At 40.5% G+C, this 16686-nt stretch carries 13 protein-coding genes; 8 read left to right on the top strand and 5 right to left on the bottom strand.

Annotation, left to right across the window (positions count from 1 at the left end; translation table 11 throughout):
* Positions 1–63 precede the first annotated feature (63 nt).
* From BMX50_RS21470 to BMX50_RS21480, 3 genes are all read right to left on the bottom strand, one after another.
* The gene (locus tag BMX50_RS21470) at positions 64–1026 is read right to left on the bottom strand and encodes a zinc dependent phospholipase C family protein (protein WP_244281070.1); all 963 of its coding nucleotides are present in this window, start codon (positions 1024–1026) and stop codon (positions 64–66) included.
* A 35-nt stretch (positions 1027–1061) separates the two neighbouring features.
* Complete coding sequence (locus BMX50_RS21475; RefSeq protein ID WP_091213483.1) at positions 1062–2735, bottom strand: MutS-related protein; 1674 nt, start codon at positions 2733–2735, stop codon at positions 1062–1064.
* 88 nt (positions 2736–2823) lie between these two features.
* Positions 2824–3582, bottom strand: a complete 759-nt coding sequence (locus BMX50_RS21480) for a class I SAM-dependent methyltransferase (protein ID WP_091213487.1) — start codon at positions 3580–3582, stop codon at positions 2824–2826.
* A gap of 244 nt (positions 3583–3826) precedes the next feature.
* Between BMX50_RS21480 and rpsT the strand changes: the two genes are divergently transcribed.
* The 8 genes from rpsT to BMX50_RS21520 all read left to right on the top strand — a co-directional run bounded on the left by rpsT (position 3827) and on the right by BMX50_RS21520 (position 14169).
* Entirely contained in the window at positions 3827–4081 is a 255-nt protein-coding gene (rpsT, locus tag BMX50_RS21485) for a 30S ribosomal protein S20 (protein ID WP_091213491.1), read from the top strand.
* An 82-nt stretch (positions 4082–4163) separates the two neighbouring features.
* A complete protein-coding gene (gene radC / locus BMX50_RS21490) occupies positions 4164–4862 on the top strand; it encodes a RadC family protein (protein ID WP_091213817.1) in 699 nt (232 codons plus the stop codon).
* 174 nt (positions 4863–5036) lie between these two features.
* Positions 5037–7436 carry a phenylalanine--tRNA ligase subunit beta gene (pheT, locus tag BMX50_RS21495; protein ID WP_091213495.1) on the top strand — a complete coding sequence of 800 codons (2400 nt, stop codon included), beginning with the start codon at positions 5037–5039 and terminating at the stop codon, positions 7434–7436.
* Positions 7437–7526: 90 nt separating this feature from the next.
* Positions 7527–7817: a hypothetical protein gene (locus BMX50_RS21500; RefSeq protein ID WP_091213498.1), complete on the top strand. Its 291-nt coding sequence runs from the start codon at positions 7527–7529 to the stop codon at positions 7815–7817.
* Positions 7818–7838: 21 nt separating this feature from the next.
* Positions 7839–8129 carry a cell division protein ZapA gene (locus tag BMX50_RS21505; RefSeq protein WP_090529762.1) on the top strand — a complete coding sequence of 97 codons (291 nt, stop codon included), beginning with the start codon at positions 7839–7841 and terminating at the stop codon, positions 8127–8129.
* Between the two features lie 243 nt (positions 8130–8372).
* Entirely contained in the window at positions 8373–9938 is a 1566-nt protein-coding gene (gene rny, locus BMX50_RS21510) for a ribonuclease Y (protein WP_091213504.1), read from the top strand.
* A gap of 63 nt (positions 9939–10001) precedes the next feature.
* Complete coding sequence (locus BMX50_RS21515; protein WP_091213507.1) at positions 10002–10541, top strand: Mpo1 family 2-hydroxy fatty acid dioxygenase; 540 nt, start codon at positions 10002–10004, stop codon at positions 10539–10541.
* 313 nt (positions 10542–10854) lie between these two features.
* Complete coding sequence (locus BMX50_RS21520; protein ID WP_091213511.1) at positions 10855–14169, top strand: TonB-dependent receptor; 3315 nt, start codon at positions 10855–10857, stop codon at positions 14167–14169.
* 81 nt (positions 14170–14250) lie between these two features.
* Here BMX50_RS21520 and BMX50_RS21525 read toward each other — a convergent pair whose 3' ends face one another.
* Together BMX50_RS21525 and BMX50_RS21530 are read right to left on the bottom strand one after the other, a co-directional pair.
* Positions 14251–14946 (bottom strand): response regulator transcription factor, encoded by a 696-nt coding sequence (locus tag BMX50_RS21525; protein WP_091213513.1) that lies wholly within the window; start codon positions 14944–14946, stop codon positions 14251–14253.
* Entirely contained in the window at positions 14939–16642 is a 1704-nt protein-coding gene (locus BMX50_RS21530; RefSeq protein ID WP_091213516.1) for a sensor histidine kinase, read from the bottom strand. Before BMX50_RS21530 ends, BMX50_RS21525 begins: the two co-directional genes overlap by 8 nt.
* Between the last annotated feature and the right edge of the window lie 44 nt (positions 16643–16686).

Consider the following 16686-nt stretch of genomic DNA (forward strand, 5'->3'; position numbering starts at 1 on the left):
TTGCAGAAAATGCCATGCGTAAACAATGTTGCTACTACCCGTCTTTATTTCGGTTTTTACGTATTAATGGTTAACTACCAGTGTTTTGCCAGTTCGGTACAACAGCTCCTCTTGCTTAAGCTGAGCCCTTTGCTCATCCGTTAAAGGTTTTGCAATAAGCTTATTTAAATCCGGCTGCCCGGCATCAACCCAGGCCGAATACCAAAAACTCCCTACAGAAAGTATGGACGCCCGCATTTGTCTCGCAATCATCCCCCTCAACATTCTGTTATAGGCCGTGCTATAAGCGGCAGAGTAATCAGTAACCTGTTTTTTACCATGCTGTACCAACTCGTACTTTTTATCCTGGGGATAGGTTTTGCTTAAGAGACGTTCAAAGCGCAAAACAGTGTCAACGCGTTTATAAGTAGCTCTACAGATACGGAACGCCTCATTAAGTGGGTTGTCTACATAGCGGGCCTTGCCAACGAAGTAGTTGTAATGATCGGCAAATAATTCGGGCAGGCGGCTTTCCCAAAGGGCATGAATACCGGTTTGCCCTGTGAGCTGCCCGTTGTAATTTTGGGTGAGGTGCAGTGGCACATGGGCATCGGCAATATAATGCCCTAAGTATGCCGAAGCATTAAGTATATCGGTAGTATCATGCGCTTTGAAGGCCCGGATCAGCCTATAATATTGGTATTGAATAGCCCAAGGAACAGTGCCGTATTTAATGATGGTATCTTTGGAATACTTGGCGACGGCGTCCTTCCACTTTTTAGGCATGGCCTCAAATGGCTTTTTGCCATAATGGTCGGCATCAAAGAAATGCCGGGGCGCTTCTGACGAGTCGACATAGCGGCGTTTATCCGCACTCACGGCATGTTCGGTTATGTAATCGATATTGGCCTTGTAGAAACCGGCCATTGCCTTAGGAAGCGTGAAAACAGCCAACCGGTTAATGCGGTAATGCGCAAAGAACCCCCATGATGAGCATAACATGATTAAACAGATACCTGTTATGCTTAAAATTATACGGCGGTTCATGAAGGTAAAGATGCAATTTAAAGAGGGAGTTTTAATTACAAATTGTACTTCTCTCTCAATTGGCTGCTTACTTTATTGGCGTCATCAATAATACTCTCCGGAAATCCGACACCTTTTAATACTGCAATGCCATTTCGGTTTTTAAGCAGGCCTTCTTTGATTTTATAATCAAATACCAGCCGGTTGTCACCAATTACTTCCTCAAAAGAGAAAACTTTATAATCGCTGCCCAGTAATTCGGCCAGCTCGAGATCGTGTGTTGATACAAACACGAAGCTTTGATTTTGAATAAGATAGGTCAATACTGCTTTTGCCGCGGCTATGCGTTCGATGGTATTTGTGCCCCTGAAAATTTCGTCGATGATCACGAGGCTGTTAACGGGTTTGCTGGCCATAGCCTGGGTAACTATATTTTTAACTGCCAATGCCTCGGCCTGGAAGTAGCTTTTGTTGTCGCCCAGATCATCTGTCATATCAATGCTGGTAAATATTTTAAGCGGTGGGGCATTGTAAACCGTAGCAAAACTGGTATTAATAGTTTGTGACAGCAGGGCATTGATAGCGATGGCCCTTATGAAAGTGGTTTTGCCCGACATATTGGAGCCGGTTACCAAAACACCCCGGGCGTTATCGATAGAAATGGAATTTGATACACAGTTTTCAATGAGGGGATGGTAAAGATCGTTAATAATGATATTGGTATTGCCGGTTGTTAGCTGCGGTATACAATAATGAGCTGCACCATCCCGTACCGATTGGATAGCAATGGCAACATCTACTTCGGCAACCGCTTCGTAAATAACTTTTATATCGGTAAGATATTTGTTCACCTTGCTGATGGATTTTATAAATACCATCGGCTCAATAAGCAGGAACATTTTCAGCCATTCGGTTACCAGGTAATAAATATCGGTAGGGTCAATAGCCGCTTTGTTTTGCAGGGTAATATAATTTAACGACTTTTTGAGTTTACCCATGTTAGCTATACTGAGTTTTGTGTTTTCATCATCCCTGAGCAGGTTGTGGTTTTTAAGCCAGTTTGATACCTTGAATAAAACCAGCAGTTGTGGTAACGAGTGCGTGTAATTCAGCATCTGGGTTTTATTGCTGTAGTGAATAACTACATTGGCTACCATTAAAACCAGCAATAGCATAAACATAAATTGATTTGGGACTACAAAAAGACTGAATGCTACCCCGATGATCAAGAACGGCGCTATGCTGATATAAAAATTACCGATAGCCGGAAATATTGAATAGTGTGGTTTCCCGAAGAGTTCGGGCAGGTAATAGGCATCATTATTTCCTAATTCGGATAGTTTAAGTTCCGCGGTTTCTCTCAGTTCCTTATTAGCCGTTGTAAGTTTTATTCTTTGTTCAAGTTTCTCAAAATAATCAGCTGAAATTTGTGGCGAATGCAACTGCTTATATAAGTATTGCTGACCAGGTTTAGAGTTGGTACGGTCGATGTGTTCAAATACGCTGTCGATATCCAGATCGGTCGCAGTATCTGGCGAGATTTCACTTGCGCCGCCATAAGCTGTTAAATAACTGCTGATCGGTTTGAAGTTTCTGCCGGCTATTATAGGCTTGCCCCAGCGTTCCTTTATTTCGGCAAGTTTCTTTTTTTGTTGGGATTTGCTTTTTAAATGGCTTATTAAGATAAATATAAAAGGCAGCAGTATGACGATAATGATCCAATATATCATGTGTGTGAAAGTAGTATTAGTAAGCTGTTATTGCTTATTAGATAATACCCGCATGTAATTGTTTCACCTGTGCGAAATAATATTGACTTTACAGTTTACCCGAATAAACTTTGGTATCGTAATTTATAACGATAACACCATCCTGCTGAAATTTATCAAAGAGGGCATGTAAATCATCAATCATTGGCTGGAAGCCTATATCATTACGCGTGGGCATATATGATGATGAAAGCAATCTGCCTTTCAGCCCTTCAAAATCAAATACCTGTTTATTGGTAAATATTTCCATGTGGATTGGTTCTGGATTAAAGAAAGCCGTAATATGTTCGGTATCGATGTTGCGGTGATCAACCTTTACATAATCATTGCCATGTTTTATGATAAGTTGGTCGTATTCCTGCTCAAATGCCGAGGTTGTTTTCCTTTCATTCCAGATGAGGGCAACAATGCCATTCGGTTTCAGGATCCTTTTAAATTCGGTACGGGCTTTTTCTGCGTCAAACCAATGAAAAGCCTGCCCTGCTATAACTGTATTAACCGTGCTACTTTTAATACCAGTGTTTTCGGCGGTACCATTTTGGGGGATAAAACCGTGATAAGAGCCAAGTAGTTCTATTGCTTTTTCGCGCATCTCCGTGTTGGGCTCAACAGCAATTACACGGTAGCCCTTTTTTAAAAATAATTCGGTCGAGATCCCTGTACCGGCACCGATATCGGCAATAAGCTTGTCTTGCGTTAAGCCATAAGTGTCATGTAAAAACTTAACAATTTCGTCGGGATAACCGGGACGGTATTTTACATAATCTTCAACCCGGTTGCTGAACCGGGTGGTGCTGTTGATAACCATGATGCAATAGTTTTAGCTATATTAACGCTGCAAAAATCATTGTGTTGTATGAACACTTTGTGAATAGTAAGTTAACAGGTTATTAAATAGTATGGTGCACAGGTTGTAAGGCTGCACGTAATCCTACACATTATCAATTCAATTGCATTGAAATTTAAATCAAAAAACAACTTGCATATTAAATTTAATCGCCCTATATTTGCAGTCCTTAAAATAAGTAGAAAAGAATAACAAGCTATACGAGATGGCAAATCATAAATCATCATTAAAAAGAATCAGGGCAAACGCTGCGAAGCGTCTGCGTAACAGGTACCAGGCTAAAACAACCAGGAACGCTATTAAAAAATTAAGAAACACTACTACCAAAGCTGATGCAACTGCATTGTTGAGTAAAGTAATTTCTATGCTTGATCGTTTAGCTAAAAAGAACGTTATTCACAAAAACAAAGCTTCGAACAATAAATCAAAGCTTACTAAATTTGTTAACGGCTTAAGCTAATTTAGCTTTTAAAGTATACCAAAGGGGTAGTGTGCAAACGCTATCCCTTTTTTTGTTTGGTGCTTTTTCATACTTTAATGCCGTGGAAAACTACGAAAGCAAGATCAGCATTAAATCATGGGCCGAGGAAGATCGCCCGCGCGAAAAGCTAAGCGGACAGGGTCGCCGTGCCCTTACCGATGCCGAATTGATAGCGATACTGATTGGCTCAGGCAGCCGTACCGAAACTGCGGTTGAGCTGAGTAAGCGCATTCTGTATCACTATGATAATGATCTGAACAAGCTTGGCAAGGCTTCAATAGCCGAACTGTCCAAATTTAAAGGGATAGGGGAGGCTAAAGCCATATCTATTATTGCCGCGCTTGAAATTGGTCGCCGCCGTAATGAATCTGAGTCGGGCGCCATTGAGATGATCACATCAAGCAGGGACGGCTACAACGTGATGCGCAGGCACCTGATGGATCTGAACCACGAAGAGTTTTGGATTATATTGTTAGGGCGTTCCAATAAAGTATTAGGAAAAGAGCTTATTAGCAAGGGTGGTTTATCGGCTACGGTATGCGACCCTAAGATCATCTTTTACTCGGCCCTGCAATACCAGGCCAGTGGCTTGATCCTTGTCCACAACCATCCATCCGGCAATCTGAAACCCAGTAACGAAGACATTCAACTTACCAAAAAAATAAGCGCCGCAGGCAGGATGCTGGATATAGGTGTGTTTGACCATTTGATCATTACCGATGGAGGTTATTTCAGTTTGGCCGATGAAGGGATGATGTGATTTTGATGTGTGGATGTGCAGATTTCAGATGTGCAAATGAATTATTCAAATTCCGAATCCAGATTTTTGATAATTTTATATGCAATAATTTGTCATCTGCACATCTGAAATCTGCACATCTGCCAACCTCACATCCGAAATCTTTATATCTTTGCCGATTATCATTTCGGACTAATGAAAATATCTTATAACTGGCTTAAAGAATTTATTGATACTGATAAAACGCCCCAGGAAATTTCAATCATCCTCACCGGCACCGGTTTGGAGGTTGAAAGTCTGGAGAAAGTGCAGGCTGTTCCCGGCGGACTGGAAGGCCTGGTGATTGGTTACGTAAAGGAATGTGTTGACCATGCCAATTCTGATCACCTGCATGTTACCAAAGTTGACGTGGGCGGCGGGGAAGACCTGCAAATTGTTTGCGGTGCTGCTAACGTAGCTGCCGGACAAAAAGTAGTGGTTGCTGTGGTTGGCTCAACCGTTTACCCAACCAGCGGTGAACCTTTTGCTATCAAAAAATCAAAGATCAGGGGCGAAGAATCTCACGGGATGATCTGTGCCGAAGATGAGATAGGTTTAGGAACCAGCCATGCCGGTATTATGGTATTGCCTGAGGATGCGCCTGTAGGTACTCCGGCCAAAGAATACTTTAAGCTGAATGACGATTACATGTACGAGATTGGCTTGACCCCTAACCGTGCTGATGCGGCTTCGCATTTAGGTACTGCAAGGGATATTGCCGCTTTTCTGAAGATAGGTATCCACAAGCCAGATGTAAGTGCATTTAAAGTTGATAATACCAGCCGTACCATTAAGGTGGTAGTAGAGAACGAGCAGGCTTCGCCGCGTTACTCTGGTTTAACTATCAGCGGTGTTGTGGTTAAAGAGTCACCGCAATGGTTAAAGGAGCGTTTAGCTGTTATCGGCATCCGTGCTATCAATAACATTGTGGATATTACCAACTATGTGTTGCATGAGCTTGGTCAGCCCTTACATGCTTTTGATGCGGATGAAATAACCGGCAATGAGGTATTGGTAAAAAACTATGCTGAAGGCACAGTGTTCAAAACACTTGATGAGGTTGACAGAAAATTATCTGCCGATGACCTGATGATTGGTAACGCTGAAGAACCTATGTGTATAGCAGGTGTTTTTGGCGGCGCAAAATCGGGTGTTAAGGAATCAACCAAAAATATTTTCCTGGAGAGTGCTTATTTCAACCCGGTATCAGTGCGTAAAACTTCAAAAAGGCATGGTTTAAAAACCGATGCCTCATTCAGGTTTGAACGTGGTACTGATCCGGATATGACAGTTTTTGCGTTGAAGCGGGCTGCCTTGTTGATTCAGCAGGTGGCTGGCGGTGAGGTATCGTCAGAAATTTCTGATCACTACCCTGCTCCGGTTGCGCCGTTTGCTGTAGAGATCACCTATAACACCATTGATAAACTGATTGGTAAAAAGATTGGTAATGATGAGATCAAAGGCATCATCACGGCGCTTGATATTAAGATAGTGAATGAAACTGCGGATTCATTATCGTTACAAGTGCCGCCATATCGTGTGGATGTAACCCGCGATGTGGATGTGGTTGAAGAGATCCTGAGAATTTACGGTTATAACAACATTGAGATCCCTACACAGATCAGGGCGTCGTTAAATAACTCCACCCGCCCGGAAAAAGATACAGTTCAAAACCAGTTATCTGATTTATTGAGCGCGAATGGTTTTAACGAGATCCTGGCCAACTCGCTTACAAAATCTGCTTATTCAGATAACCTGGATACGGCTGTTAAAATCCTGAACCCTTTAAGCAGTGATTTGGATATAATGCGCCAAACATTGCTATACTCTGGTTTGGAAGCTATCGCTTATAATCAGAACCGCCGTAGCTCGGATCTGAAATTTTATGAGTTTGGTAAGGTGTACAGCCTTAAGGATGATAAATACATCGAGACGCAGCGTTTCAGCATTTTCATTACAGGGGCTAATGCCGGTGAACAATGGAACCAAAAATCGAAGCCGGTATCATTCTATAATATCAAGGCCGTGGTAGATGGCATTTTGCAGCGTCTGAGCATCAGTAACTTCACTGTTGAAGATGCAACCTGCAAAAAAATGTCGTTTGGCATTCAATACATGCTTAACGGTAAACAATTGGTAAAATTTGGCTCGGTTGCAGGTGCTTCACTAAAAAAGGCCGACGTTGATAAAGAGGTATTTTATGCCGATTTCAATTTCGACCTTGTATTGGCTGCCATCCGTAAAAATAAGATCGTTTATCAGGAAGTTTCAAAATTCCCGGCTGTAAGGCGCGACCTTTCTATGCTGATAGATCAAAGCGTGTCATTTGGGCAATTAAAACAAATTGCCCTGCGCACCGAGCGTAAATTGCTGAAGGAAGTTGATGTATTTGACGTTTACCAGGGCGATAAATTACCTGCAGGTAAAAAATCATACGCTTTAAGTTTTATCATCCAGGACATCGAAAAAACATTAACGGATAAGGCGATTGATTCTATTATGCAGAAATTAATTTATAATTTAGGAAAAGAAGCCGGAGCGGAGATAAGAAAATAATAGTGAATGGTTGATTGGGTGAGTGGTTGATTAGGTTGTTTTCTGATAAACCATTCACTCAATCAACTTAATCAACCATTAACCAAAAACATGGCCTCATTAGCAGAGCAGTTAAATAAAATTGTAGATAAAACCGAGCGCCTGATTGAACTGTGCGCTGCTTTGCAGGAGGAAAATGACCTTTTAAAACTGGAGAGCGAGGCGCTTACAGTAGCCCTTAATGCCAGTAAGGGCAAGACAAAAGAACTGGAAGAAAAATTAAAAGTTGTTAAAGTTGCCAAGTCTTTTTCTGAAACAAATGAAAAAAGTGTTGACATTAAGCAAAAAATTAACGACTTTGTGCAGGAAATAGATAAGTGTATTGTATTATTGAAAAAATAGTACAAAAAGTGAAAAGCTCAAATGGGAGAAATCTCAATAAAAATAAATATTGCTGACCGCGTTTACCCCTTAAAGGTGAACATGGAGGAAGAAGAAATAATACGCAGGGCGGCTAAGCTGATCAACGACCGGATAAAGGAATATCAAGAAAATTATGCGGTTAGGGATAAGCAGGATTTACTTTCAATGTGTGTGCTGCATTACGCAACATCATCATTGAAGGCTGAAAAGAAAGTTACCGTTGAGGATACAGAGGTAACAGAAAAAGTTTATCATTTAGATCATTTGTTGACCGAATTTTTTTCGAAGTAATAAACGTTCTTTACATAATATACAAGAGCACATTAAGATTTAACCGCAGTTAAATTTTAGGTTTCACTATTAAAAACTTAACGCTTCAATATTAAGCGGATCAAGAGGCATGCGTTAGTTGCGATTAACGTTAACCAACCCATGGTCCCCAATATCCGAAATGAAGTTTTAAATACATGATACTTAAAAATTAGTTGCGGTTTTTTTATTTACATACATATATACAACACCACCAAACCTAAAATGGACATATTACTATACGTTATCATCGGCCTGCTTGTAGGCGCCATCGTTGGCGTTTTGATAGGCCGCTTCCTGCTCCGTAAGCTTTTTAAAGACCAGGAAGCCTCAGCTCAGAATAAAGTGAAAAAGATTTTAAAAGATGCTGAAAACAATGCCGAGATCCTGAAGAAAAACAAGCTGCTTGAAGCTAAAGAGAAGTTTTTACAAATGAAAGCTGAGCATGAGCAGGAGGTTAACAATAAAAATAATGCGGTAAACCAACGCGAAAACAGTGTTAAGCAAAAAGAGCAATCATTAAATCAGCGTCTTGAAAATGTTAACCGTAAGGAAAACGAGCTTGACAACACACGCAAAAATCTTGAAAAACAAACCGAGATAGTTGTTAAAAAGCAAGACGAGGTTGAACATCTCAAAAATCAACACATTCAGCAATTAGAAACCATCGCCGGTTTATCTGCCGATGATGCTAAAAACCAGCTGGTGGATACCCTGCGTGAAGAAGCCCGCACAAAAGCGATGATCCAGATAAAGGATATTGTTGACGAGGCCAAGCTTACTGCTACCAAAGAAGCTAAGAAAATAGTTATCCAAACTATCCAACGTACTGCTACTGAAAGTGCAATTGAAAATACAGTATCTATTTTCAACATCGAAAATGACGAGATCAAAGGCCGTATCATCGGTCGTGAAGGTCGTAACATTCGTGCTTTGGAAGCTGCAACCGGTATCGAGATCATTGTTGATGATACCCCAGAGGCTATCATTCTTTCAGGCTTTGACCCGGTAAGGCGCGAGATTGCCCGTTTGGCTATGCACCGTTTAGTTACCGATGGCCGTATCCACCCGGCACGTATCGAAGAGGTGGTTGCCAAAACCAAAAAGCAAATTGAAGAAGAAATTGTTGAGATTGGTGAACGTACCGTGATCGACCTTGGTATTCATGGTTTACATCCAGAACTGATCCGTATGGTTGGCCGTATGCGTTACCGTTCATCATACGGGCAAAACCTGTTGCAGCACTCGCGCGAGGTTGCTAATTTCTGCGCTACTATGGCTGCCGAGCTTGGCTTAAATGTTAAGATGGCTAAACGCGCCGGCTTACTGCATGATATTGGCAAAGTGCCTGATGATAACCCGGAGTTGCCACACGCTATTTTGGGTATGCAGCTGGCCGAAAAATATAAAGAACATCCGGAAGTTTGTAACGCCATTGGTGCCCACCACGACGAAATTGAGATGACCTCAATGTTATCGCCAATAATTCAGGCCTGTGATGCTATTTCAGGTGCCCGTCCGGGTGCACGCCGCGAGGTTGTTGAAAGCTATATCAAACGTTTGAAAGAGCTGGAAGAGCTTGCATTGTCATATCCTGGTGTTGAAAAAACATTTGCAATACAAGCGGGCCGCGAATTGCGTGTTGTTGTTGAAAGCGAAAAGATCAGCGATGCGCAATCAGAAGTTTTGGCTGCTGATATCTCAAACAGGATCCAGACAGAGATGACTTACCCTGGTCAGATTAAAGTTACCGTTATCAGGGAAACCCGTTCGGTAGCATTTGCCAAGTAATCATTATGAAATTAAACAAAACCCTTTCGGTGTAAAACTGAAAGGGTTTTTTATTTTTACAGCGTGGCTGCAAATAACAAACAGAAAGGAACAGTAAACCCAACTGCAAATACCGATGAACGCCCTGTTGATCGTTATTTCAGGGAATATGAAAAATCTCATCAGGATAGGGTTAACCGGATCATACATTATATCTGCATCCCAACTTTGGCGTTTAGCCTCTTCGGATTGATCTGGGCTATCCCTTTTCCACATTTAGGCTTTTTAGGTGTTTATAATGGATATTTTAACTGGGCTTCATTTATTATAGCTATTGCTATTTATTACTATTTAAAGCTGTCGCCAATTATTTCGTACTTTATCTTATTTATTTTGTTAGGATTTAGTTACGGTATAATGGAGCTTGTAGCATGGCAGCAAGCGGGAGGACTGCCAATGTATCTCATTTGCGTGATGATTTTTGTTCCGTCGCTCGCTGTTTTGAGGATTGGGGAAACAAGGGAAGGGAAAAATCCTAAAACTTATATGGATATAAAATCATTAGCTATTGCGCCTGCATACCTGCTAAATCAATTGCTTAATAAACTGAGAATCAAAAATTGATTTTAACGGTTAATATATTAAGTCTTTGTTAAAGTGCTGATTGTCATTAGTAAAAAATATCATATAATCACGACAATATTTTAGCGCGAAACTACATGGCTATGTAATTTATCTTCCATATATGATAGATGAAAAATTAACATCCTGATAGGTAGTTAATTTTTATTTATTTGATAATCAGTTGTTTGTAGTGTTGAGGTGTGTGGGTAATGTTAAGTAAAAAAGAAATCATTAAGCAGTTGTTAATATAATAATCTGATGTTAATGTAAACTTAACATTGGTAGGGCAATTTTGTGCAATAAAAACTCACAAATGAAAAAGCTTTACTTTATTATTTTAACACTAATAATTATTGGGGTTGGGGGCGTTGCAAACGCTCAGATCACCACCTCGGTACTTGTTGGTAAAGTTACAGATCAGAAAGGTGCTACGCTTCCGGGTGTAACCATTTCTGTACTTAATACCAGTACGGGTACCAGGTATGGTGCACAAACCAATGCCGAAGGCCGTTTCTCGGTTAACAACATTAACCCGGGTGGTCCTTACACTGTAACTGCTACTTTTATCGGTTACAAAAAAGACGAAAAAAGCGATCTTACCCTTCAATTAGGCAACGCCACTTTAAACTTTGTATTGCAGGACGAAACTACAACCTTGCAAGAAGTTAAAGTAAAAGCTTCTGCTGGTCCGGCAAAAACAGGTGCAAGTACCCGTATCGGTCAAAACCAGATCCGCACTGCTCCTTCAATTAACCGCAGCTTACAGGATTTAACCAGAAATACCCCTCAAAGTAATAATAACTCATTTCAAGGTACCAACTACCGTTATAACAACGTAACGCTTGACGGTGCTATCAACAACGATGCGATCGGTTTCAGCCCATCATTAGGTGGTCAAAACAACGCTTCTGGTCAGGTAGGTAGCAGTACCCGTACAAGCCCTATATCACTTGACGCTATCCAGGATATCCAGGTTTATGTTGCTCCTTACGATATCAAAATCGGTAACGTATTAGGTGGTAGTATCAACGCTGTAACCCGTAGCGGTACAAATGATTTTAGTGGTGCGGTTTACGGTTACGGCCGTGGCTCGTTCATGGTTGGTGCTAACAATGCTAAAGCTGCGTTAGGTGGTGATGGTTCAAAACTTAGCGATTTTCATGATTACCAAAGTGGTATCCGTTTAGGTTTCCCTATCATTAAAAACAAATTATTCTTCTTTACCAATGAGGAAATTGCCCGCAGACAGGATCCCGTTATCCGTGGTTTAGATCATAATGGTGCTTCTAATATCTTAAGCCAGGCTGATGGTGATAAATTGGTTGCTGCATTTAAATCATTTACAGGCGGTATCGATCCGGGTACTTATAACAATACTACCATCTTCTCTAACTCAAACAAATACTTTAACCGTTTGGATTGGAATATTGATGATCACAACCAATTGACTATCCGTAACAATACCATTAGCTCAAAAGCTACTAACTTAGAGCGCGATCAGCAAAACTTCCGTTTCAGCGGTATTGACTACACTTCACATAACAACTCAACCTCAACTGTTGCTGAGTTAAAATCAAGATTTTCAGGTAACCTGAGCAATAGTTTGGTATTAGGATATTCTGCGGTACATGATTATCGCGATCCTAACTCAAACCCTGCTTTACCGCAAATCGAGATCACCGGCCGTACTCCTGGTACAACTATATTCATGGGTACCGACCGCGAGGCTGCTATATTTGATATGCACCAGAAGACAGCTGAGTTTACTGATAACTTGACCTGGACAAAAGGAAAGCATACGTTTACATTTGGTACGCACAATGAGTTTTATAACATCACTTATAACTTTGTGAACGCGTGGAATGGTCGTATTGCGTATAACAGCATTGAAGATTTTATTAATAATGCTCCAGCACGTGTACGTGCCAACTTTAACTATACTGATAACACACGCGATTATATCTTAGCGCACCCTTCAGCTCAGTTTAAAGTTAACCTGTTGAGCTTATATGGTCAGGATGATATTCAGTTAACTGATAATTTCAAATTGACAGTAGCTTTACGTGCTGATTATGCTGGTGTACCAAACAAACAGCCATTGAGTGATAAAACAACCAACGCTCCGGTTGATCCAAACTATGGTACTACCTACACTTACACCAAACCTAAAGATATCAAACAAAATTACCTGGGTAATATAGAGTGGAACCCACGTGTATCATTTAACTATGATGCAAATGGTGATCAAAGTGTTATTTTGCGTGGCGGTAGCGGCTTCTTTACTGGTCGTGTTCCGTTTGCATGGTTTGGTTATGCGTTTTATAACAACGGTGCTACTTATGGCGCTTATGATAAAAAATCATCTGCAGGTCCGTTTACAGCCGGTACTAACCCTGTACAAGCGCCATCTAATGGTGGTTTAAATTTCGTTAATCAACAAGGTGGCGTTAATACTAGTGCAACCGGTGCTACCCAGGTAGATATGATTGATAACAACTTCAAAATGCCACAGGTATGGAGAAGCAGTTTAGCTGTTGATTATACTACTGATAACCAGTGGAAATTTACTGCTGAAGGTATTTATACTAAAGTTATTCATGACTTGAAATTTCAGCAGGTAAATACCAAGGATAGCGTAACTTATTATCCTTATGATACTCAGCACCAGCAGCCTATATTTATTAACAAGGGAATCAACTCAAAATATACCAATGCTTATTTGTTATCAAACACAAGCGAAGGTTACCGTTACAGCGCCACTGTACAGGTAGCAAAATTCACCCAGTTTGATCAGCAGAGTGCATTAAACTTCTCAGTTGCCTATACCTATGGTCATTCAAAAGATGTTACCAATGGTATCCGTAACTCAATGGAGTCTAACTGGCAGTTAAACCAGGCCTTAAATCCTAACAACCCGGGTTTAGCCAATTCAAACTTTGATATCCGTCACCGTATTGTGTCAAATGTGAACTTCAAACATGATTGGGATGCCGGACACAACTATACTGCTAACTTCACCTTCTTCTTTAGCGCACAAAGCGGTAACCCATACACTTATGATACCTATCCAAATGCTACAGATGGAACAGGTCAGCAATTGAGCCTGGCTTACATCCCTAACAGGGGCGAAACTTCTAAGTTTATAGTTGATCAGGTGAAAAACGGTGTGGTAGTACAAACTGCTGCTCAACAGGTAGCTGCATTTGACGCATTTATCGATAACGATAAGTATTTAAGCTCACGTCGTGGTCAGTTTACTGAGCGTAATGCTGCCTTTACACCTTGGAATAATCAATTAGACTTCCGCTTTACTCAAGACTTTAAATTTGGTAATGGTAAACACAAACAGATGATCACATTTACTTATGACATCATCAACCTTACCAATTTATTGAACAAAAGTTGGGGCCAATATTATTTCTCAGCAAATACATTCAACTCTTCGGCAAGTGTTGGCTTAACACCTGTTAGCAAATTACCAGGCGCAGCTGGCGGCCCTACATTTGTTAAAGATGGTAATGTGACCTCATACCCAACTTACAATTTCACCAATCCTGGTGTACCATATTCAGTTGATTTGTTTGCTTCACGCTGGCAAATGCAATTTGGTGTACGTTACAGCTGGTAATTATAAAACAAACTATAACTAATAAAAACGCCTCCGATGGAAATCGGAGGCGTTTGTGTTTTGGATGGAATGATCTGTGACCTACCAAACCAACCTATAGCCCACCGTACGAATGGTGATGATTTGTACATTAGGATCGGCTTTTAGGTGGCCGCGCAGTTTGTTAATAAATACATCGAGGCTGCGCGCGTTAAAAAAACTGTCGTCGCCCCATAACTCATCAAGCAACAATTTTCTGGGTATTATTTCATGCTGATTTTTGCAGAGCAGTTTCAGGATATCACTTTCCCGGTTGGTTAACTGCCATGTGTTAATGCCCTGACGCACCGTATTTTTAAGCGGCGTAAAATTGATGCTCCCTATCTGGTAGTTTTCATTTTCAGGCTTTTGCTTCGGCGTATCAAGTAAACGGTTGCTGCTTAAAAGTACTTTTATCCTGATGATTAGCTCCTCCACACTAAAAGGCTTCTTTAAATAATCATTAGCACCAAACTCAAAGCCGGCTACAACATCTTTAGGCTGCGAGCGGGCGGTCAAAAATATAATAGGCGTTAGCTTGTCTGTTTCACGAATTTTTTTAGCTACTTGAAAACCATCCATTTTGGGCATCATCACGTCAAGCGCCATAATATCGGGTTTTGAGCTTTGATACTTTTGCAGCGCCTGTTCACCATTGGCGCATAGTATTACTTCAATGTTGCTTTCTTCAAGGCTTTCGCGTACAATATGCGCAAGCGCCAATTCGTCCTCAGCTAATAATACGCGGATCTTATTCATTATTTTGTGGTAGGGTGACGGTAAATTCTGTACCGGTATTAATATCACTTTTTACCGTGATCGTGCCTTTATGAGCCTCTACAATATACTTAACGTAACTTAATCCAAGCCCAGTGCCTTTTACATTATGCAGGTTACCGGTAGGTACACGATGAAATTTATCAAAAATATGGTTGATATGTGATGCTGGTATACCAATACCCTTGTCTGTGACAGATAGCTGTACTTTATTGGCATTTGACTGGAGATTTATATAAACGCTGGCCGGTTCGTTTGAATATTTAATTGCATTGTCAATAAGGTTTGTGATCACATTTCTTAAATGAAGTAAATCGGCATTAACATGCTTAATACCGGTTTTATTGGTATAAGTTATCGAAACCTCTTTACCTGCTTTCAGTTTTTCAGAAGTTATCACCTCATTAATTAACGTATCAATTTCGATTTTTTCTTTTATTAATGATATTTCATTGTTTTCAAAAGCTGCTACGTTAAGAACTTTAGTAACCAGTTCGTTTAAACGGTTAAGCTCGCTACGTGATGTTTGCAGGTAGCGTTGGGTTTTATCGGGATCATTCGATACGTTAAATTTCTGCAGGCCTTCAATGGCTACGGTTATAGTGGCAATAGGGGTTTTAAATTCATGAGTCATATTGTTGATGAAATCGTCTTTTAACTCCGCAAGCCGTTTTTGCTGTTTTAACATACTTACAATATAATAAAAGCAATAAATGGTAAACAGAATGAGCAACACCGAACAAATAAGTGTGAGCATCATCCCTTTAATAACAATAGATTGCGCCTGATGAAAAGTAGCTCTGAAAAATAATGGCTCGAAATTATGCTGATTAAAAAGAAGAAAGGCATTGTATCTATAATTATACTCAGTGGTTTCGCTATAACTTGACGTTGGGCTTTGCGGCTGGGTTGGGGTATTTGTTACAGCTATATTGAACGGACTATAGATGTGCATTTTTTTAAGTTCGGCAGTATAGTATTTTTTGATCTTCAGAACGGAGGCTTGCCGATAACTAGTCGGCATTGAAAAGGTGGCGTTTTTAAAAATGGAATCATAAGGTAATGGCTTGGTATCCTGCTTTTTTGATGATGCAGGTGGCAATACCGGAATATCGCCAGTACTTAGTATGGTAATGATGTAAGATGCTACTTCGGGAGTATAAAAAGCCATTTCAGTTAGTACTTGCGGAACCGTAGCTGTGTTGCCAACTTTGTGTTTATAGTAGTTGTATATCGGTATGCTTGAGGGAATAGGATTGCTTGATTGGGAGTGGCGATTGGAGATCCAGATGTTGAGCGGCGCATTGGCATCATTTTCTTTAATTGGCGGTGTCACTTTTGCAACTATCGCGTGAGAATGTTTTTGCTTTGATTGACCGTAAACGGTATCAATAATCTCATTCTGAAAAAAATGCTTTTGAATATCTTGAAGGCGAACGGTATCAATCTTTATCTCAACGTTATGATCCGAAAGTCTCCTTACTAAAACCGTTCTTATCGAATCAAAGTAATCTTTTTTACAGCTATCGAGCGCATGCTGCATTGCAACATCAATGTTTGCATCAAAGTTTTTTTTGTTTACCCGGTAGGCGTTTATACTCCAGTAGGTTTGAAAAACAATGATGCCGCTTAGCGATAAGGCTATCAGTACTAATACAATTTTTAGTTTCTTTTTCATGTAAATTATTGCTTACGATAAATGTAGGTTCGTCATAAGCAGGC

Source organism: Mucilaginibacter gossypiicola (assembly GCF_900110105.1).
Taxonomy (GTDB): domain Bacteria; phylum Bacteroidota; class Bacteroidia; order Sphingobacteriales; family Sphingobacteriaceae; genus Mucilaginibacter; species Mucilaginibacter gossypiicola.